Origin of the sequence: Aeromonas sp. R6-2 (assembly GCF_040908155.1) — a bacterium.
Lineage (GTDB): Bacteria > Pseudomonadota > Gammaproteobacteria > Enterobacterales > Aeromonadaceae > Aeromonas > Aeromonas schubertii.
The window spans coordinates 14,038-33,442 of the sequence record NZ_JBFODE010000048.1; the positions used below are offsets into that span (position 1 = coordinate 14,038).

At 64.5% G+C, this 19,405-nt stretch carries 10 protein-coding genes; 4 read left to right on the forward strand and 6 right to left on the reverse strand.

All coding sequences use genetic code 11. The annotated features are described in order from the left end of the window. Positions 1-270: 270 nt before the first annotated feature. Positions 271-666, forward strand: coding sequence for an NUDIX domain-containing protein (locus AB5Y48_RS12990; protein WP_060585237.1), 396 nt, complete (start codon positions 271-273; stop codon positions 664-666). Positions 667-735: 69 nt separating this feature from the next. On the opposite strand, the gene ygjK is transcribed toward AB5Y48_RS12990, so the two are convergent. From ygjK to AB5Y48_RS13005, 3 genes are all read right to left on the reverse strand, one after another. Further along, positions 736-3,222, reverse strand: a complete 2,487-nt coding sequence (gene ygjK / locus AB5Y48_RS12995) for an alpha-glucosidase (RefSeq protein WP_368164726.1) — start codon at positions 3,220-3,222, stop codon at positions 736-738. 180 nt (positions 3,223-3,402) lie between these two features. Then, positions 3,403-4,164, reverse strand: coding sequence for a helix-turn-helix transcriptional regulator (locus AB5Y48_RS13000; protein ID WP_368164728.1), 762 nt, complete (start codon positions 4,162-4,164; stop codon positions 3,403-3,405). Position 4,165: 1 nt separating this feature from the next. Further along, on the reverse strand, positions 4,166-4,690 hold the full coding sequence (locus AB5Y48_RS13005) for a YbhB/YbcL family Raf kinase inhibitor-like protein (RefSeq protein WP_082177849.1): 525 nt from the start codon (positions 4,688-4,690) through the stop codon (positions 4,166-4,168). A 254-nt stretch (positions 4,691-4,944) separates the two neighbouring features. On the opposite strand from AB5Y48_RS13005, the gene AB5Y48_RS13010 reads away from it, so the two are divergent. Continuing rightward, entirely contained in the window at positions 4,945-11,502 is a 6,558-nt protein-coding gene (locus tag AB5Y48_RS13010) for an alpha-amylase (RefSeq protein ID WP_050664619.1), read from the forward strand. A 54-nt stretch (positions 11,503-11,556) separates the two neighbouring features. Here the strand turns inward: AB5Y48_RS13010 and xthA are convergent, their stop codons facing one another. The 3 genes from xthA to AB5Y48_RS13025 all read right to left on the reverse strand — a co-directional run bounded on the left by xthA (position 11,557) and on the right by AB5Y48_RS13025 (position 15,063). Further along, positions 11,557-12,363: an exodeoxyribonuclease III gene (gene xthA, locus AB5Y48_RS13015; protein ID WP_050664620.1), complete on the reverse strand. Its 807-nt coding sequence runs from the start codon at positions 12,361-12,363 to the stop codon at positions 11,557-11,559. A gap of 64 nt (positions 12,364-12,427) precedes the next feature. Then, entirely contained in the window at positions 12,428-13,390 is a 963-nt protein-coding gene (locus AB5Y48_RS13020; RefSeq protein WP_050664621.1) for an ion channel, read from the reverse strand. Between the two features lie 44 nt (positions 13,391-13,434). Beyond that, positions 13,435-15,063 carry a tetratricopeptide repeat protein gene (locus AB5Y48_RS13025; RefSeq protein WP_368164730.1) on the reverse strand — a complete coding sequence of 543 codons (1,629 nt, stop codon included), beginning with the start codon at positions 15,061-15,063 and terminating at the stop codon, positions 13,435-13,437. A gap of 151 nt (positions 15,064-15,214) precedes the next feature. Here AB5Y48_RS13025 and AB5Y48_RS13030 point away from each other — a divergent pair, with 151 nt between their 5' ends. Together AB5Y48_RS13030 and AB5Y48_RS13035 are read left to right on the forward strand one after the other, a co-directional pair. Continuing rightward, complete coding sequence (locus AB5Y48_RS13030) at positions 15,215-16,228, forward strand: efflux RND transporter periplasmic adaptor subunit (protein ID WP_368164731.1); 1,014 nt, start codon at positions 15,215-15,217, stop codon at positions 16,226-16,228. After that, positions 16,228-19,368, forward strand: coding sequence for an efflux RND transporter permease subunit (locus tag AB5Y48_RS13035; protein WP_368164732.1), 3,141 nt, complete (start codon positions 16,228-16,230; stop codon positions 19,366-19,368). Before AB5Y48_RS13030 ends, AB5Y48_RS13035 begins: the two co-directional genes overlap by 1 nt. Positions 19,369-19,405: the final 37 nt, after the last annotated feature.

Genomic DNA, 19,405 nt, shown 5'->3' on the forward strand with positions numbered 1-19,405 from the left:
CTACCTCTAATTGAAAAAAATGTCCCGGAGGGGACGGCAATCCGATCTTTTTTAGCTGTACCGATGCAACCAAAAGGACAAGCTGGATTCATTGTGACTTAATCGGGGATTAAGCCAAGGCTAAATATGGTATGGGTACAAACTGAACCGAACCTGTTCCACATTCAATCTCTGCACGGCATAACGTTTTCCTGGCGAGTGTGGTATATGTCACAGGTCCAAAAGCATCCTATTGATACGGATGCACAATATAGCGAGGAGTGAGTTCGAGTGATAGACAAACTGGCCTGGGTTTACCTCAAGGAGGGGCGGCTGCTCTGTGTACGTTCCCACAACAAATCGCTCTTCTACCTGCCGGGAGGCAAGCGCGATCCCGGTGAGAGCGATCAGGAGGCCCTCTGCCGTGAGGTGGATGAGGAGTTGAGCGTGACCCTGGTGCCAAAGACCCTGGCTCCCGCCGGGCTATTTGAGGCCCAGGCCGATGGCAAGCCGGAGGGAACCCTGGTGCGCCTCACCTGCTATGGGGGCGACTACAGTGGCACCCTGGCGCCGGCGAGCGAAATTGCCGAGCTGGCCTGGCTCGGGTGGGACGATCTCCCTCGCTGCTCGGTGGCGGCGCGTCTGGTGATGGCGTCCCTCAAGGAGCAGGGGTTACTGGCCGATTGAGGCAAGAGAACAGGGCTCCCGGGAGCCCTGTGCCAGACAAGAGAGGGGAGCCTTGCTCCCCTCTTTGCATCACTGGGCCTTGAGGAAGTTGCGATAGAGCATATAGAGGTGGGCCGAGCTCCAGCCGAAGTTGGTCGCCCCCTGCATGGCACCGCTCACCGGGTTGTAGTTCTCCCGGATGGGGCCACTGCCCGAGAGACCGTCGGCGTTGGCAAAGAGCTTCTCCACCATGGCCTGGGCATCGCTGCGATAGCCGTAGTTCTCCAGCCCCTTGACCCCGAAGTAGAGCTGATCCAGCCAGACCCGGCCGCGCCAGTAGATGTCCGGATCATAGGCCGGGTTGGTGAGGGCTGCGGTACCCAGGGGGACCCTGGTGTTGAACTCGGCGGGATTGAGCATCACCTCGCGCACCCGGGCCGCCTTCTCCTTGTCGGCCACCTCGGCCCACAGGGGGCTCCATCCCTCGGGACCGCGACCGCGGGCGGTGAGTAGCTTGCCGTAGCAGCCGTTGGCATCCGGGGTGTCGCCGCGCTTGATCTGGCGATCGTAGTAGAAGCCACTGTGCTCATCGAACAGGCACTGGTTGATATAGCCGGCCAGCTTGGTGGCGCCGTCGCGGTAGCGGCTCGCCTCCTCCGGTTTGCCCAGCAGGTCGGCCATGTCGGCGAGGATGCGTTTCTCCTTGGCGAGGTAGGCGTTGAGCTCGACCGACTCCTGATCGATGGAGAAGCCGACCAGCTCCCCGTTCCCCTCGTCGTGGTTTTCGAAGAAGAAGACGTTCCAGTCCTGGCGCGCCTTGTTGAGATCGCCCCCATAAGTGGCGTCGGCGTAGCGCTGCAACTGATCGGGGTTGATAAAGCCGAAGCGGGCGGCGTTATCCATCCCCGACTCCCAGCCGGCCCCGTGCTGGGCACCGATATCCATGTCGTCATATCCCCCCTTGGCCAGCACCTGCTGGTAGAGCCCCATGCCGGCACAGGCATACCAGTTCTCTTCCTCGGCGCGGCAGCTCGAGAGATCCAGCCCGGCCGGCACACCGGCGTTGTACTGCACCTTGAAGGTGATATTGCCCTGCTCGTCGTTGTGCTCCACATGGCGGGTGGCGCCGTACTCTATGATGCCGTTGCGGTTGTTGTCCCGGGCCCGGTACCACCAGTCGTGATAGGCCTGGATCTTTGGATACATCTCGGCGATGAAGGCGCGATCCTTGGTCGCGCTGTAGATCTCCCAGATGGCCCAGGCGGAGAGGGGGGGCTTGGTATCCCGCTCGTTCCAGTTGCCGCCGTCGCCGCCCCGATCCGCCTGCTTGTTGAAGAAGACGGCGTCGATCACCATGCCGGCATCCTGGGGGCGAACCGGGTCGTCGGCCTGTACCTGGTAGTCGTACATGGCGCGCACGTTCTCCTTGGCCACCGCCGGGTTGAAGTGGGCCATGGCGTAGGCGTGTTTCCAGCTGTCCCAGGCCCAGACCCCATCGAACCAGCGGGCCGTGTTGGAGGGGGTCACCCCGTCGTGGCGCAGGGCCCCGGCCGGTGAGCGCCAGTTACCGTTGAGGGTCTCTATCGCCTTGACCGCGATGCGGCGCTCTCGCTCTGAAATGCCCGGGTTGCTCAGACCGCGCTCGAGGTAATCCTCCCAGCGACGGATGCTCGCGTCGAAGTAGTGCCCGGGATTGGCCAGGATGGCCTGACGCTCGGCTTGGTGGCGCTGCTCATCGTCGGCGCTGTGGAAATAGCTCTGCAGGGTGAAGATATCCCGGGTCGCGCCGGCGGCCAGGGTGAGGGGGGCCTCGCTTTGGTAGCCAAGATGGGTCTCATCGAGGGTGCCCTGGGTGGCGATGGAGCGATCGATGCGATAGAGGGCCGAACCGCTTTGCATGATGTTCCAGGTGCTGCGCAGCTTGCCAAAATGGAAGGCGATCTCCCCTTGTGGGCCCTGGGTGACGGAGCGGGTCCAGTTGGGATATTTGCTGGCCACCGTCTCTTTCGCATCCCACTGGTTGAGCAGCTCCCCTTGCCAGGCGAGGGTGAGGGGTTGATCGCTGCCGAGCTTGTTGATGAGACGGGTGCGCACCAGTGCGGTCCGCTCCCCGGCGTAGCGCAGGGTCAGCTCCAGGGTCAGGGTGTCGAACTCGAAGCGTTGCACCAGGGCGCCGGGGAGGGCGTAGATCTCGTGCGTTGCCGCGCTCTCCAGCGGCAGCGCTCTCCCTTGGCCATCACGCAGTTGCAGGCGCTCGAGGGCGCTGGCGAAGAAGAGGCTGTACTCCTCGCTGATCACCATGGGGCCGGTGAAGCCGCCCCACTCTTGCGGGCTGCCGGGTAACAGGAAGCCGTGCCAGGCACCCAAGTCGAGCATGGGGTTGTACTTGAGGTTGGAGTAGCTGTCGAAGTCTCGGAAAGAGGCGGGGGTGCCCAGGCGGTCGATGACGTTCTTGTACTGCAGGGCCTGGGTTGGGGTGGCGACCTCCGGAGCCTGGGAGTCGTTCTCGCTGTTGCAGGCGATCAGGCCAAAGAGGGATATCGCCACCGTAGTGGCCAAGAGCGTTTTCCTAAACATGGTGCTACTCCGAGGGTTGGTTTTAGTTCTTTCTTGCTTTGTTTTACTAAAAGTCTTCGGGTGAGCATCTTATTGATCTGTTATTTGGTTTTATGTGCGGAGCGTCACGGTGCACAGAGAGGATAACGTGATCGACCTCCCCTGGTTACACGGTGTTACCTTGTGAAATTTAGTGAATTTTTACTCGCAGGTCTGTCGATAATCGCCGGGGGAGAGACCGAAGTGTGTCCGGAAGCGGGCGGTAAAGCGGCGTACCGACTGATAGCCGCAGGCGAGGGCAACCTCGGGTAGCGGGGTGGCTTGCTGCAGCAGGGTGAGGGCGTGGGTCATGCGTACCCGGGTGAGCAACTCGCCGAAGCTGACCGCCTCGGCAGCCAGGTGGCGGGTCAGGGTGGCCCGGCTCATGGCCAGGCGTGGGGCCAGGCTGGCGAGGGTGTGCTCGGCTCCCGGCTCGTCGATCAGCAGATCCATCAGGCGCTGGCTCAGGGGGCGGGTGGTGGCCGGAAACAGGAGCGTGAGCGCTCCGGCGGCGTGAAGCTCTCCATAGAGGGCCTCAATGATGGCGTGACTGGCGTCGGCGCTGAGAGAGAGTTGAGTCGACTCGGCCACCCGCTCGAAACACCAGGCCAGGGAGGGCGTGACGGGAAGCAGGGGGGGACGGCGCGACGCCGGCTCCCCCAGCCACCGGGCCGGGGGAGGCTGAAACAGAGAGAGGGCCCGGGAGGAAAACAGTGCGCCTCCCGGTTGGTTGGTAAAGGTGAGGTGACTCCCGGCCGGTACCGCCAGCCAGTGGCTGCGGTCGACACGGTAGGTACGCTCTTGCCACCACAGCGCCTTCTCCCCCTGATCGACGCGGATCAGGGTGGCCGACGGCATAAAGACGTTGCGCAGGCCCTGAGGGGCCCTGGCACGGTAGTGGGTGAGCGCGGCGCCTCGGCTCATATCAGGGACGGTTGTAGGTGGCGGTCAGGGTCGCCCTGGCCAGGGCCTGCTGATTGAGCAGGAAGCCTATCATGGCGGGCGGTGTGTCCCCCTTCACCTCGAGGGGCGCCGGCAGGGCCCAGAGGGTGTAGCGATAGCGATGCATGCCATCCCCCTGGGGAGGGCAGGGGCCACCGTAACCGGGAGCGCCGAAGTCGGTGCGCGTCTCGAGCCCCTGCTTGAGCTTGCCCGAGGCGCCGCGGGGCAGGCCTTGCACATCTGCCGGCAGGTTGACCGCGATCCAGTGCCACCAGCCACTGCCGGTAGGGGCATCGGGATCATGTACCGTGATGGCCAGGGCCCGGGTGGCGGCAGGAAGATCGCGCCAGGTCAGGGCGGGGGAGAGGTTCTCCCCGCTGCAGCCGAAGCCGTTGTAAACGAAGGTGCTGGCGATGGGGCTCCCCTCCCGGATATCGGGGCTGGTGAGCTCGAGGGCCGAGGCCGGCAGGGTGGCCAGCAGGCCGAGTGCCATAAGGGCTGATTTCATCATCATCTCTCCTGTGTGGGATCCTGCGCCCATTGTAGGGAGACCCATGGTGCACCATCTGCACCTTAAGGCTCAAAGTGGCTGCTTGACTCGTTATTTTGAGCCTGGACGTTCAATGTCGGCAAGTCATGCCTGATTATTAATCGACTGGTTAAGAGTGGAAAGCCGCCAAGGATCACGGCTTACCGCCGCCCCCCTGGATAAGATGGCGGCGGGCTTGTCCTACACAGATACCTACAGCGGGAATAATAACGATGACATTTATCAAGCACCGGGCGACATGGCTGGCCATGCCGCTTGTCGGGGTGCTCGTCTCTTGCGGCGGCGAGGGGGATCAGGCTCCCCAGCCGCAGACCAGGGAGGTCGAGCTTCGGATCATTGACGGCTACCTGCATCGGGCCAGCGTCTGGCTCGATAGCAACGGCAACGGCGAGATTGACCCGGGAGAACCCCAAACCCGGAGTGATGAGCAGGGACGTGCCCGGCTCACCATGCCGGCCCAGGCAGTGGGCATGGTGATGGCACGGGCCATCGCCGGCCAGACCCGGGATCTCGACGAACCGGATCGCGCCGTCGCACGGGATTTTCTGATGATGGCGCCGGCGGACTCCCGCCTGGTGACCCCCTTGACCACCTATCTGGCCTTGCAGCAGCGGGAGGGGCGCTCTTCGGAGGAGGCCCTCGCCAGGCTGCGCCACGAGCTGGCTCAACCCGAGCTCGATCCGGCGCAAGATTACGTGGCCAGGCCCGAACCTCTGACGGCTGCCTCGGCGCGTGCCCTGGCCCGGTTGCTGCCACAGAGTGCGCAGCAGATGGCCGAGCAGGGGGGCGCCCTCCTGAGCCAGGGGGCCATGGTGATTGGCGAGGATCTGCGCAATCAGCAGCAGAGCGGCCAGCCCGTGGTGACCGGACACTGGCTCCTCTCCCTGCAGCAGGGGGGCGTGGTGCTGGCGGCGAAGGACAGGGATGGCGATGGCATCAAGGATAGCGATGACGCCTTCCCGGATGACAAGTCCGAGTCCCAAGACAGCGACCGGGATGGCATCGGCAACAACGCCGACCCGGACGATGACAACGACGGCTGGCCGGATGCCGACGAGCTGCGGCTGGGTAGCGATCCCTTGAGCGCCGCCAGCCACCCCGCCGATCTGGACGGAGACAAGATAGCCGACGCCGAAGACCCCGATCGCGACGGCGACGGGGTCAACAACGAGGCCGACGCCTTCCCGAACGACAAGTCCGAGTCCCAGGACAGCGACCAGGATGGCATCGGCAACAACGCCGACCCGGACGATGACAACGACGGCTGGCCGGACGCCGACGAGCTGCGTCTGGGTAGCAACCCCTTGAGCGCCGCCAGTCACCCCGCCGATCTGGACGGGGACAAGATTGCCGACGCCGAAGACCCCGATCGCGACGGCGACGGAGTCAACAACGAGGCCGACGCCTTCCCGGACGATCCTCGCCTGAGCCAGCGGCCGGATCAGGATGGCGACGGCGTCCCCGATGAACAGGACGCCTTCCCGCAGGATCGCTTCGAGACCCGCGACAGCAATGGGGATGGTTGGGGAGACAGGGCCTCCAGCGACGATGACGGGGACGGCATCCCCGACAGCCTGGATCCGACCCCGACCGGCAGTGCGATACCGGTCCCGCGCTACGACGAGGCGGTGATCCACTATCGCCGGGCCGATGGCAACTACGACGGCTGGGGCATCCATCTGTGGAACGATCCTCGCTGTGACAGTGTGGTGACCAGCACCGGCTGGGCCCAGCCCCAGGCGCCCGTCGGCGGTGCCGGGCCCGATGGCATCGCGTTTCGGGTTCCCCTCAAGCCCGGGCACGGCGCCTGCGTGAACTTCCTCATCCACAAGGGGGAGGTTCGGGCCTGGGGCGGCGACGGCAACCTGGATCTGAGTCGGGGCAACGTCGCCTACACCTTCGATGGCAATCCGAGTCTCTACTATCAGCCCCAGCGTGAGACCCCTGTGGCCGTGACGGGGGCCGCTGCCCACTGGCTCGCTCTCGATACCGTGGCCTGGAGCGCCCCCCCTGGCGCCGACCATTACGAGCTTTGGGCCGGAGAGGGGGAGCTGGCTCAGCCCGAGCGCTTCCAGCGCCTTGTGCTCGGCGCCGGCGGACAACTCACCGATGAGCGCTTCCCCCACCTCAAGGGGCGCTCGCGCTTTACCCTGAGTACGACGGCGGAGCAGGCCAGGGCCATGCTCAAGCAGCCCCTGCTGGCGGTGGCGGTCGATGCCGAGGGCAAGGCCGTGGCGGCGACCCAGGTGCAGACCCCCTTCGTCATCGATGCCCTCTACACCCGGGGCGATAACGATGCCGATGAGGCCCGGCTGGGGGCCTGGATGGAAGGGGGGGCATCCCACTTCCGCCTCTGGGCCCCCACCGCCCGCAAGGTGGCGCTCTATCTCTACGACGCGCAAAAACGCCCCTTGCCCCAATCCCCGGTCGCCATGACCGAGGACGCCGGCAGTGGCATCTGGGCGTTCGATGGCGCCGCCAGCCTGGAGGGGAGCTTCTATCGCTATGAGATAGAGGCGTACCACTACAAGAGCGGCAAACTGGAGCGGATGACCACCACGGATCCCTACTCGGTCTCCCTGAGTACCGCCAGCCGTTTCTCGCAGTTGGTGGATCTGGAAGGAGGGCTGGCCAAGCCGGTCGGTTGGGATGCCCAGAGCGTGCCCCCCCTGGCCAAGCCCGAAGACAGCATCATCTACGAGCTGCATATCCGCGACTTCAGCAATTCCGACAAGGGGGGGACGCCGGCCTATAACGGCAAGTACCTTGCCTTCACGGAAGGGGCGCGCGCCAGCGTGCAGCACCTCAAGCTGCTGCGGGAGGCCGGGCTCAACACCATCCACCTGCTGCCGAGCTTCGATCTCTCCTCGGTGGAGGAGGAGGCCGCCCGGCGCATGGATCTCGACGACGATGTGAGCAAGCTCTGCGACCCGGCCAAGGGACTTAATCCCAAGGCAGCCCTCTGCGCCAGGGCCGGTAGCGGTACCCTGCGCAGCCTGCTGGAGGGGCTCGATCCCGCCAGCGGCGATGTCCAGGCACTGCTTGCGGAGATCCGCCCGAGAGATGGCTTCAACTGGGGATACGATCCCTACCACTACAACGCCCCCGAGGGGAGCTATGCGGTCGAGAGCGACGGCCTGCCCCGGATCCGCGAGTACCGCACCATGGTACAGGCCCTGCACCGGATGGGCTTTAGGGTGGTGCAGGATGTGGTCTTCAACCACACCAGCTCCTCGAGCCTCTATAACACCTCAGTGCTCGACAAGGTGGTACCCGGTTACTACCACAGGCGTAACCCGGACAACGGCCTGGTGGAGAGCTCCACCTGCTGCGACAACACCGCCTCCGAGCATCGCATGTTCGAGAAGCTGGTGGCCGACAGCCTGGTCTCCTGGGCAACTGAGTACAAGATCGACGGCTTTCGTTTCGATCTCATGGGCCACCTGATGAAGTCGAGCGTGGTCAAGGCGTTCGATGCGGTGAAACGGGTCGACGGCGACACCTGGTTCTACGGGGAGGGGTGGGACTTTGGCGAGGTGCAAAACAATGCCCGCGGCGTCAACTCGAGCCAGTGGAACATGGCCGGCACCGGCATCGGCACCTATAACGACCGGCTGCGCGATGCGGTGCGCGGGGATCACTCCGATCCCATGAACGGCACGCCGGGCCTCGCCAACGCCGGTGATCGCTTCGACAACATGGGCAACAAGATGGATCTCATCCGCCTCGGCATGGCGGCCAACCTGCAGACCTATCCCCTGCCCACCGATGGCGGCACAGTACTGGGCCGTGACTACCAGTTTGGTGGCCACGGGGCCGGTTATGCGGCCGATCCCCAGGAGACGGTCAACTATGTCTCCAAACACGACAACCAGACCCTGTGGGACATCAACCAGTACAAGGCCAAGGAGGAGGTATCACCCCAGGACCGGGCCCGCATGCAGATAGTGGGGCTCGCCCCCGTGTTGCTGGGCCAGGGAGTGCCCTTCCTGCACATGGGCTCCGAGCTGCTGCGCTCCAAATCCATGGAGCGCGACAGCTACGACTCGGGCGACTGGTTTAACCGGGTCGACTTCAGCAAGCAGGGCAACAACTGGAACGTCGGCCTGCCCCGTCAGGACAAGGACGGCAGCAACTGGGAGTGGATTGGCCGGATCATCGCCAACCCCAACACCCGGGTCGGTCCGGCCGAGATCGCCTGGAGCGACGCCCGTTTCCGTGAGCTGCTCGCTATCCGCGCCGGCAGCGAGCTGCTGCGCCTCGGGGAGACGGATCAGATCCTCAAGCGGGTGCGCTTCCACGCCCTCGGCAGCCAGGCCCGCCCCGGCACCATCGTCATGACGCTGGATGACGGGGTGGCGGCCGGTGCGGATCTCGACCCCGCCTGGCAGGCGCTGGCGGTCGCCATCAACGGCAGCATCTGGGAGCAGCGGGTCCCCATTCCCGGTGCCGATGGGTTCGTCCTGCACCCTGTGCTGTCGGCCGGGGGCGACGAGCGGCTGCACGCCGCCCGGGTCGAGAAGGGAGAGCTGGTGATCCCGGGGCTGAGCGTCGTGGTCTTTGCCAAGCCCCAGCAGGGTGAGCAGGGGGCCGGCATGGATGTGGGCGGCGAGCCCCTCTTCCTGCGTGGCTCCTTTAGCAAGACCCCCTGGGATGCCTCGACCCCCATGATCTACAAGGGGGCGGGCGTCTATGAGACCAGCCTCACGCTGGCGGCGGGTTCCCACCAGCTCAAGGTGGCCAGCGGCGACTGGGATCCCCAGTTCGGTGCCGGCAACCTGAGCGCCGGTTTCGGGTCTTTGCCGTGGCGCAACGTGAGCGGCAATGTGCAGATCGAGGCGCTGGCGAGCGGTACCTACCGCTTCACGCTGAGTCTTGCCAACCCGGCCCAACCCAGGCTCACCATCACAGCCCCCGATGCGCCGCCTCTGGTGCCGCCCCCCTACGGGGACGAGGCCCTCTACCTGCGCGGTACCCTCACCGACTGGCAGTCGGGCGCCGCACTCACCTATGTGGGCAACGGTAAATACGGCGCCAGCGTCTACCTGCAGCCGGGGGAGTATCGCTTCAAGATCGCCTCCGAAGACTGGACCCGGGTCCGCCTCCAGTTCGGGGATCTGAGTGCACCCGAGGGGGGGCTGACCCTGCTGGACGCTGGCAACGATGGCCAGATCCTGATCCGGGTGACCGGCGCCGGCCTCTACCGCTTCGTGCTCGATGCCAGCGATCTGCAGAGCAAGACGCTGTCGGTGACCACGGACGCGTCGCCGACGCCGGCCAACGGGGTCATGATGCAGTACTTCCACTGGTACAACACCCAGGAGGATAACCTCTGGCTCAAGGTGGCGGATGAGGCGTCGACCCTGGCCGCCAAGGGCGTCACCGCGCTCTGGCTGCCGCCGGCAAGCAAGGCGATGATCCGCCCCGACGGCTCACTGGATGTGGGCTACGCTACCTACGATCTCTACGATCTGGGGGAGTTCAACCAGCAAGGGTCGGTGCGTACCCGCTACGGGGACAAGGAGCAGTATCTCGCCGCCATCGAGCGCGCGCACCGGGCCGGGATCCAGGTCTATGGGGACGTGGTGCTCAACCACAAGTTCGGCGCCGATCAGACCGAGACCGTCACCGCCGTGCGGGTGGAGGGGAGCAATCGCAACCAGGAGTACGGCGGCGACGGCGAGATCAGCGCCTGGACCCGTTTCGACTTCCCGGGCCGTGGCGACACCTATTCCGACTTCAAGTGGCGCTGGTACCACTTCGACGGGGTGGACTGGGATGCCGGCAAGCAGGAGAAGGCCATCTTCAAGTTCCGCGGCCTCGGCAAGGGGTGGGATGGGGAGGTGAGCGGCGAGTTTGGCAACTACGACTACCTGATGGGGGCCGATCTCGACATGGATCACCCCGAAGTGGTCGAGGAGCTCAAGCGCTGGGGCCGCTGGTATGTCAATGCCGCCTCCCTCGATGGATTCCGGCTCGATGCGGTCAAGCACATCAAGGCGAGCTTCTTCAAGGAGTGGCTCGACGGGGTGCGCGGCAGCACCGGCAAGGGGCTCTTCACGGTCGGCGAGTATTGGGACTACGACAGGGCCAGGCTGCAGGGGTATCTCAAGGCCACCGGCTATCGCATGGCCCTGTTCGATGCCCCCTTGCACCTGAACTTCCACAACGCCTCCCGGGGCAACGGCGACTTCGACATGGGCAGCCTGCTCAATGGCACCCTGATGCAGTCCAACCCGGCCCATGCGGTGACCCTGGTGGAGAACCACGACACCCAGCCGCTGCAGATGCTCGAGTCGCCGGTGCTGGACTGGTTCAAGCCGCTGGCCTACTCCTTCATCCTGCTGCGCCAGGAGGGGTATCCCAACCTCTTCTACGCCGACTACTACGGTGCCAGCTACCGGGACAAGGGGCGGGACGGTCAGGAGCACGACATCCGCATCGCCTCCCAGCAGGGGGTGATCGACACCCTCTTGCAGGTGCGCCGCGACCACGCCTATGGCACCCAGCGCAGCTATCTCAACGATCGGGATGTGATCGGCTGGACCCGTGAGGGGGACAGTGCCCACCCGAGGGGGGTGGCCGTGCTAATGACCGACAACGGCTATGAGGGGCGCAAGTGGATGGAGATGGGGCCCACTCATCGCAACCGCTGCTTCCAGGATGTCACCGGTCACTATGGTGACAGGGTCTGTGCCAACGGCGACGGCTGGGCCGAGTTCAAGACCAAGCCGGGCGCCGTCTCGGTCTGGGTGGGGGAGGCCCCTTAAGAAGAGGTGTAACGAGAGGGGGAGCCGATGGCTCCCCCTCTTTCATGGACAGGATCAGGCGAAGCAGGCCCAGATCGGGGCGTGGTCCGAGGGCTTCTCGATGCCGCGCAGCTCGTAGTCGATCCCCACCTCGGTGACCGAATCCTTGAGGGCGTCGGAGGCCATGATGAGGTCGATACGCAGACCCCGGTTCTCGTCAAACCCCCTGGAGCGGTAGTCAAACCAGGAGAAGCGTTCGCACTCGTCGGGGTGGGCGGCGCGGAAGGTGTCGGTGAGGCCGAACCCCTTGAGCCGCTCCATCCACTCGCGCTCGATGGGCAGGAAGGAGCACTTGCCGTCCCGCAGCCAGCGCTTGCGATTGGCCTCGCCGATACCGATGTCGCGATCGGTGGGGGAGATATTCATATCCCCGATCAGCACCAGCTGATCGCTCGGACTGTGGTGGGTCTCGAGGTAGTGCTGCAAGTCTTCATAGAACTTCTGCTTGGCCGGGAACTTGGTCTCGTGATCCTGGCTCTCCCCCTGCGGGAAGTAACCGTTCATCACCTTGATGACGCCGCCACCCTCGCGCTCGAAGGTGGCCATGATCATGCGGCGCTGGGCCTCTTCCTCGTCGCCGGGGAAGCCCTTCTCCACCGTCAGGGGCTTTTGCTTGCTCATGATGGCCACCCCGTAGTGGGCCTTCTGGCCGTGAAACTCGACGTGATAGCCCATGGCTTCCACATCTGCGATCGGGAAGGCCTCGTCGTGGACCTTGATCTCCTGCAGGCCGATGACGTCCGGCTGGTGTTTGTCGATGAGGGCCTGCAACTGATGAAGGCGGGCGCGCAGGCCGTTGATATTGAAAGAGACGATCTTCATTGTTGGTATGCTCATGTCGTGGTTTGCCGGTATTGGACTCGGAATCCGGCCAGGATGCAAGGCGTCAGCGGGTCATCTTCTTGACGAACACCACCACGAACAGAGCCAGGGTAAAGCTGCCGGTGAAGGCCTCGACGGCGGCGAAGAGGCGCGACAGGCCGATGGGGGTGAAGTCCCCGTAACCCAGGGTGGTGAAGGTCACCACGCTGTAATAGAAGCACTCGAGCAGGAAGAGGCCGTTCTCCTGCCAGCTTGCCCCGGGGCGGTAGACCAGGGACTCGCCGCCGAAGTTCAGGCCGAAAAAGAAGTAGAGGATGGCGCAGCAGGCGATCATGATGAGGGAGAAGATCACCACCCGCAGGGGCTCCTCCCCGTAGCCGCAGAAGAGATCCACCATCCAGGAGAAGAAGCGGCGCAGTGACCAGCGTGGCATCTGCAGCCGGCGCATGGTCAGCTCTTTTTTGATGTAGTGGCCGGAGAGGGTGAAGATGCCCTGATACTCGGAGGCCTTGCGCAGATCCCGGTAGGTCTCCTCCGCCTCCTTGAAGAGCAGGGTCGCCAGGGCCGGGTCACGCTCCTTGCGGCCACGTTGCTCCTGCAGCACGGTGGCGCCCGTGTCGAGGCCATCGATGCGGGCCCCCTTCCAGCGGATCCCGAGCAGGTTCACCGCATCGAGCCGGGCGCAGTGCAGGTTGGCGTCGGTCAGATCGGCCTTCATCAGGCTGCCCCCCTTCATCTGCAGATGATAGAGGTGGGCCCCGTGCAGGTTGGCCCGGTAGAAGTCGCACTTCTCCAGCACAAAGCCCTGAGTCGGATCGGGATGAACCAGATTGAGCCCTGCCAGGTCGGCCTTGGCCAGTTGCAGACCATGGCAGAGACCACCACCACGGACAAAGGCCTCGAGGGCCTTCGTCGTCCCCTCGCTCTGGTGATCCCCGTCGGGGTCGTGCCAGCGGCACAGCCCCCCGTCACCGGCCTCTTCGTGACAGAAACGGCCATCACTGACCAGATAGTGGCACCGTGCCATGGCGAACTCCCTGCGGCCATCCTCCTCTTGAGGATAGGTGCAGATCAGCCGCCGTGGCCGAACTCCTGGCGCAGCTTGCGAAAACGCTCCTGCTGGGCGGGATTGAGGGGGATCCCCTCGAGCATGCTCATGGTGCTGCGACACTCGTCCCCGTATTCGCTGTTCTTGCGATCCTTGGCGATGAGCTGCAAGAGCACCTGGATCTTGTTGAGCGCCGCCCCCGTGTTGGCCGGGGTGCGGCGCAGCGCCTCGCGAAAGTGGCCGAGGGCCTGCTCCAGCTCACCCGCCTGATAGGCCTTGATGCCGAGCTCGTTGAGCTGCTGGTAGCGCAGCCGTCGCTCCTGCACCGTCTTGTCGTCACGGGTGGCATTGATACAGGTGGTGAGCAGTTGGTCCTCGTCCTCCGAGAGCAGTCCCTGCAGGGTCTCGGCGTACTCGAATTCGCCGAGCTGGTAGAGGCCGAGCAGGGTCTCGCCGAGCAGGGCCGGGGGCATGCTCTCTGGCTTGTCGAGCCAGTTCTGGTTGGCCCGATAGAGCATCTTCTTGCCCTTGAGCAGCTCCCCCCTGGCTATCTGTACCCGGGCCTGGCAGAGCTGCTCGAAGACCGGATAGTTGAACTCCCCGTCACTGAGCACATCACGCAGACGCGACAGGGCGCTGTTGACCTGTTTCTGCAAGTTGGCGATGTGAAAGCTGTCGTTGCTGTTGAGGGCGTAGAGGGTGAGGGTCTGGATATAGGCACCGAGATAGTGGGGGGTGCGGTGAATCGAGTTGCGGGTCAGCTCGATGAGGTTAAACAGCACATCCTTGGCGGTGGCATAGTCTCCCTGCTGCAGGCTCATCTCCGCCAGACGACGGGAGAGGTGTACCGACTGGGGGGAGAGGCTGACGGCCTGCTTGAGCTGCAGCAGCGCCTCGGCCCCCCGACCCTGGGCCAGGTAGCTCTCGGCCAGGGCGTGGTAGGCCTCCACCATCAGGGGGGTAATCTTGAGGCCGGCCTGCAGATGGCTGCTCGCCTCGTCATTGAGCCCCAGCTGGTGGCATGCCTTGCCAAGGCCGAGGCGCAGCCAGCTGTTGTCCTGCTCGGCCAGCTGTTGGCGCAGCAGGCTGCGCGCCTCCTGATGGCGCCCCTGGCGCATCATGGCATCGGCCTGCAGGCAGCAACAGAAGTTGCTGTAGCGGGGGTGATCCTTGGCACCTTGTTCACAGGCGGCGATGAGCGCCGGATCGTCCTGTCTGGCCAGAGCCTCGTAGAGGGGGGCCAGGGCACGGCGACGGGCCAGGGCCCGCTTGAGGCGCATCCGAAACTGCTCCTGAGAGAAGGGCTTCATCAGGTACTCGTCGGGCTCGGACTCGATGGCGCTCAGTACCATGGCCCGGCTGGCATCGCTGCTCACCATGATGACCACGGACCGGGGCGGGACCAGGCGTTTCTCACGCAGGCTCTCGAGCAGCTGGCGGCCATTTTCGCCGGCACCGAGGTCGTAGTCGATGAGGTAGACATCAAACGGCTGCTTGCTGCTGAGGCGGCGGGCCTCTTCCGCCGAGTAGGCGTAGGAGATACGGCTGATACCGGCATTGAGCAGCATCGCCTTCATCATGATATGGAAGGATCGCTGCTCATCTACCAGCAGCAGGTGCAGATCATGATCGGGGCGAGGCTGTGTCGACATAGGGCATGGCTACCGGGTTACATAGTGTGAGTGTGCCAGCAAAGGGGCCCTGCGGCAAATAGAGGGACCGGCCGGTCTGTTACATTTCTGTGGTATCGCGCAATAGCTGGGTTATGCTGTGCAGCGACCAGGAAAGGTGAGAAAAAACAAAATGAAAGGAAGCATTATCGCGGCAATGCTGAGTGCATTGCTGAGTCCCGTCGTCCACGCCGAGGGGAGCCCGACCGGGCGTCCTCTGCCCCTCGTCTCCGTGGTGGAGGTGAAAGAGGCCCAGACCCGTGCTCGTATCGAGCTGCTGGGGCTGCTCAAGGCCAATCGATCCGTGGAGATTGGTTCCCGGGTCAATGCCCGCATCGAGCGCATGGCATTTCGGGAGGGGGAGCGGGTCGCCGCCGGCGCCTTGCTGGTACAGCTCGATGACAGGGTCGAGCGGGCCCGGGTGCGTGAGGCCGAGGCCGAGCTGGCCGATCAGCGTCGCCAGCTTGCCAATAACCAGCGCCTGTTCGAGCGCAAGGCCCTCTCGCGCACCGATCTCGATGCCGCCAGCGCCCAGGTGGCCAAGGCCGAGGCCAAGCTGGAGGCCGCCCGTGCCGAGCTCGACTACCTGAGCCTGCGGGCCCCCTTTGCCGGGGTGGTCGGTTTCTCTGACTATCAGGCCAGCGCCCTGGTGCAGGCCGATACCGTACTCACCACGCTCGATGATCTGGGTACCATGAAGCTCGATCTGCAGGTGCCCGAGAAGTATTACGCCCGCCTCAAACCCGGTAGCCGTTTCGAGGCGACCAGCGAGGCCTGGCCGGGAGAGCGCTTTACCGCCACCCTCACCGGGGTCAACACCCGCCTCGACCCCGAGACCTTGAGTGCCACGGCGCGTCTGACCCTGTCCAATGGCGATCATCGCCTGCGCCCCGGCATGTTGATGAGGCTGGCGGTGACCCTGCCGGCGGGCACCCATCCCCTCATTCCGAGTCAGGCACTGCTCTATTCCGGCGCCGAGCGTTACGTCTATGTCTACGACGGTGAGAAGGTAAGCCGACGCGCCGTCGAGGTGGGGGAGAATCTGGGAGAGCAGGTGAGCGTGGTGGCGGGCCTCAAGGCCGGCGAGAAGGTGGTGGAGAAGGGCACGGTCAAGCTCCATGACGGTGCCAGGGTGGAGGTGCGCTGATGAGGCTCTCTGAACTCTCCCTCGAGCGCCCGGTGCTCGCCACCGTCATCAGCCTGATGCTCTGCGTCTTCGGTGTGCTTGCCTTTCGCGCCTTGCCCCTGCGGGAGATGCCCGATACCGCCGCCCCTGTGGTCTCTGTCGAGACGGGGTACGAGGGGGCCTCGGCCTCCGTGGTCGAGTCGCGCATCACCAAGCCGCTCGAGGACCAGCTCTCGGGCATCGCCGGTATCAAGGCCATCAGCTCGGACACGGTCGATGGTTATTCCAGCGTCACCATCGAGTTTGTGCCCGAGCGGGATCTCGATGCGGCCGCCAGCGACGTGCGCGATGCCGTGGCCCGGGCCGCCTGGGTGCTGCCCCGGGAGGCTGACACCCCCGTGGTCAGCAAGGCTGACGCCAATGACGAGGTGATCCTCTGGGTCACATTGCGCTCCAGTCACATGGACAGCGTGGCCCTCAACGATTACGCCAAGCGCACCCTGATCGATCGCCTGAGTCTGGTGGACGGGGTGAGCCAGGTCTTTCTCGGCGGCGGTCAGGAGCGGGTGATGAATGTGCGCATCGACCCCATCGCCATGGCGGCGCGGGGGATCACGGTGAGCGACATCATCGCGGCCCTGGAGCGGGAAAACGTGGAGCTGCCCGCAGGAGAGCTCAAGAACAGCCAGCAGACCTTCACCGCCCGGATCCGGCGCAGCTACAGCCAGGAGCGGGACTTTCGCTATCTGGTGATCAAGCGTGAACCCAGTGGTGCCGTGGTGCGCCTGCAGGAGGTCGCCAGGGTATGGGCCGGCGCCAGACAGGAAGATAGCCTGTTCAAGGCGAGCGGGGTCAACGTGGTGGGGCTCGGAATCATCAAGCAATCCCAGGCCAATACCCTGGATGTGATCGCCGGCATCAAGGCGGAGATCGCCGAGGTCACCCCCTTCCTGCCGGAGGGCACTCGCCTGGTACCCACCTATGACAGTTCGGTCTTTATCCAGAGCGCCATCGACGAGGTCTACCAGACGCTCGCCATCACGGCGGCCCTGGTGGTGCTCATCATCTATATCTTCCTCGGTCAGGTGCGGGCGACCCTGATCCCGGCCGTCACAGTGCCGGTCTCCCTCATCGCCGCCTTCACGGTGGCCATGGCCTTTGGTTACTCGGTCAACCTCATCACCATGATGGCCCTCATCCTCGCCATCGGGCTGGTGGTGGACGATGCCATCGTCGTGCTGGAGAACATCCATCACCATCTGGAGCGGGGACGCTCGCCCCTGTTGGCCGCCTGGCACGGCACCCGCGAGGTGGGCTTTGCGGTGATCGCCACCACCGCCGTGCTGGTGATGGTGTTTCTGCCCATCGTCTTCATGGGGGGGACTCTGGGGCGCATCTTTACCGAGTTTGCGGTCCTGCTGGCGGCCGCTGTCGCCTTCTCCAGCCTGGTGGCCCTGACCCTCTCGCCGGTGATGGGGGCCAAGCTGCTCAAGCCCCAGGCCAATCCCAACCGTTTCAGCCAGTGGCTCGACGACCAATTCGCCGCCCTGGAGCGGAGCTACGAGCGCTGGCTGCGCCGGGTGCTGGCTCGCTCACGCTGGGTGCCCCCGGTGCTGCTGCTGTTGCTTGGGGGCTCGGCCTGGCTCTACCAGAAGCTGCCCCAGAGTCTGACGCCCCCTGAGGATCGCGGTGCCATCTTCCTGCTGGTCAAGGGGGCCCCCGGGGCCAGTTACGAGCGAATGAAGTCGTCGATGCTGGCCATCGAGCAGCGACTCCTGCCCATGGTGGGCAAGGGAGATGTGGCCAACATCACGGTCCGCACCCCGGGCTGGGGTGACGGTATCAACTCGGGCATCGTCGTTTTCAACCTGGAGAAGTGGGAGACGGGGCGTCGTCCGGTGCAGGCCATCGTCGCCGAGGTACGCGGCAAGTTGGCGGACCTGCCCGATGTCATCACCATTCCCATTCTCCCTTCCAGCATTCGCGGTGGCACCCGGGCACCGGTCCAGTTCGTGATAGGCGGTGCCGAATACGGGGAGCTCAAGGGGTGGGCCGAGCTGTTGGTGGAGAAGGCCAAGGCTAACCCCGGGCTGAGCGATGTGGACATCGACTACGACGAGACCAAGCCCGAGCTGGAGGTGGAGATCGATCAGGAGCGGGCGGCGCGTCTGGGCATTCCGGTGCGTGACATCGCCCAGACCCTGGAGACCCTGCTCGGCGGGCGGCGCACCACCACCTTCGTGGAGCGCGGTGAGGAGTATGACGTCTACCTGCGGGGGCTCGCCGATCGCTTTAACGCCAAGGGGGATCTTGCCTCCATCTATGTGCGCACCACCGAGGGGCGGTTGGTGAGTCTCGATAATCTGGTGAGTTTCACCGAGCAGGGAACGGCCAGTCAGCTCTCTCACTACAACCGCAAGAAGGCGATCACCCTGAGTGCCAACCTGGTGGGGGACTACAGCCTGGGCGAGGCACTCGGTTTCCTCGAGCAGACGGTGCGCGCTGAATTGCCACCCTATGCCGTGGTCGATTACAAGGGGGAATCCCTCGAATACCGCAGCAATCAGGGGAGCGTCGCCTTCGTCTTCGTGCTGGCCCTGCTGGTGGTCTATCTCATTCTGGCGGCCCAGTTCGAGAGCTTCGTCCACCCCTTCATCGTCTTGCTGACGGTGCCCCTCGGGCTGGCGGGGGCCTTCATCGGTCTCTGGTGGTGGGGGATGAGCATCAATCTCTACAGCCAGATCGCGATGATCATGCTCATTGGCCTTGTCACCAAAAACGGTATCCTTATCGTGGAATTTGCCAACCAGCTGCGGGACCGGGGGCATACTTTCGAGGAGGCGATCTGTGCCGGTGCCGTGCGACGCCTTCGCCCCATCCTGATGACGGCGGCCACCACAGTGATCGGGGCGATTCCACTGCTCGTCGGCAGCGGGGCGGGCGCCGAGAGTCGCCAGGCGGTAGGGATAGTGGTCTTCTTTGGTGTACTGTTGGCAACCCTGCTGACACTGCTGCTGATCCCGGCCATGTATCGCCTGCTGGCCCGTCATACCCAGTCACCGGAGTCACAGCGCCGGCAGTTGGAGGCGGCGCTGGCCACCGAAGAGGCCACCCATCCCCATCAGGGGAGCCGCAGAGTGGGGGGAGATAGCATACGCTGATAGAGGGGGGCCAAAGTGGCCCCTGAACGATTCCTGG

Excerpts from the sequence above, each read along its gene's own strand:
- ygjK (WP_368164726.1), bottom strand. The coding sequence starts at position 3,222 with ATGTTTAGGAAAACGCTCTTGGCCACTACGGTGGCGATATCCCTCTTT.
- AB5Y48_RS13000 (WP_368164728.1), bottom strand. The coding sequence starts at position 4,164 with ATGAGCCGAGGCGCCGCGCTCACCCACTACCGTGCCAGGGCCCCTCAG.
- AB5Y48_RS13005 (WP_082177849.1), bottom strand. The coding sequence starts at position 4,690 with ATGAAATCAGCCCTTATGGCACTCGGCCTGCTGGCCACCCTGCCGGCC.
- AB5Y48_RS13010 (WP_050664619.1), top strand. The coding sequence starts at position 4,945 with ATGACATTTATCAAGCACCGGGCGACATGGCTGGCCATGCCGCTTGTC.
- xthA (WP_050664620.1), bottom strand. The coding sequence starts at position 12,363 with ATGAAGATCGTCTCTTTCAATATCAACGGCCTGCGCGCCCGCCTTCAT.
- AB5Y48_RS13020 (WP_050664621.1), bottom strand. The coding sequence starts at position 13,390 with ATGGCACGGTGCCACTATCTGGTCAGTGATGGCCGTTTCTGTCACGAA.
- AB5Y48_RS13025 (WP_368164730.1), bottom strand. The coding sequence starts at position 15,063 with ATGTCGACACAGCCTCGCCCCGATCATGATCTGCACCTGCTGCTGGTA.
- AB5Y48_RS13030 (WP_368164731.1), top strand. The coding sequence starts at position 15,215 with ATGAAAGGAAGCATTATCGCGGCAATGCTGAGTGCATTGCTGAGTCCC.
- AB5Y48_RS13035 (WP_368164732.1), top strand. The coding sequence starts at position 16,228 with ATGAGGCTCTCTGAACTCTCCCTCGAGCGCCCGGTGCTCGCCACCGTC.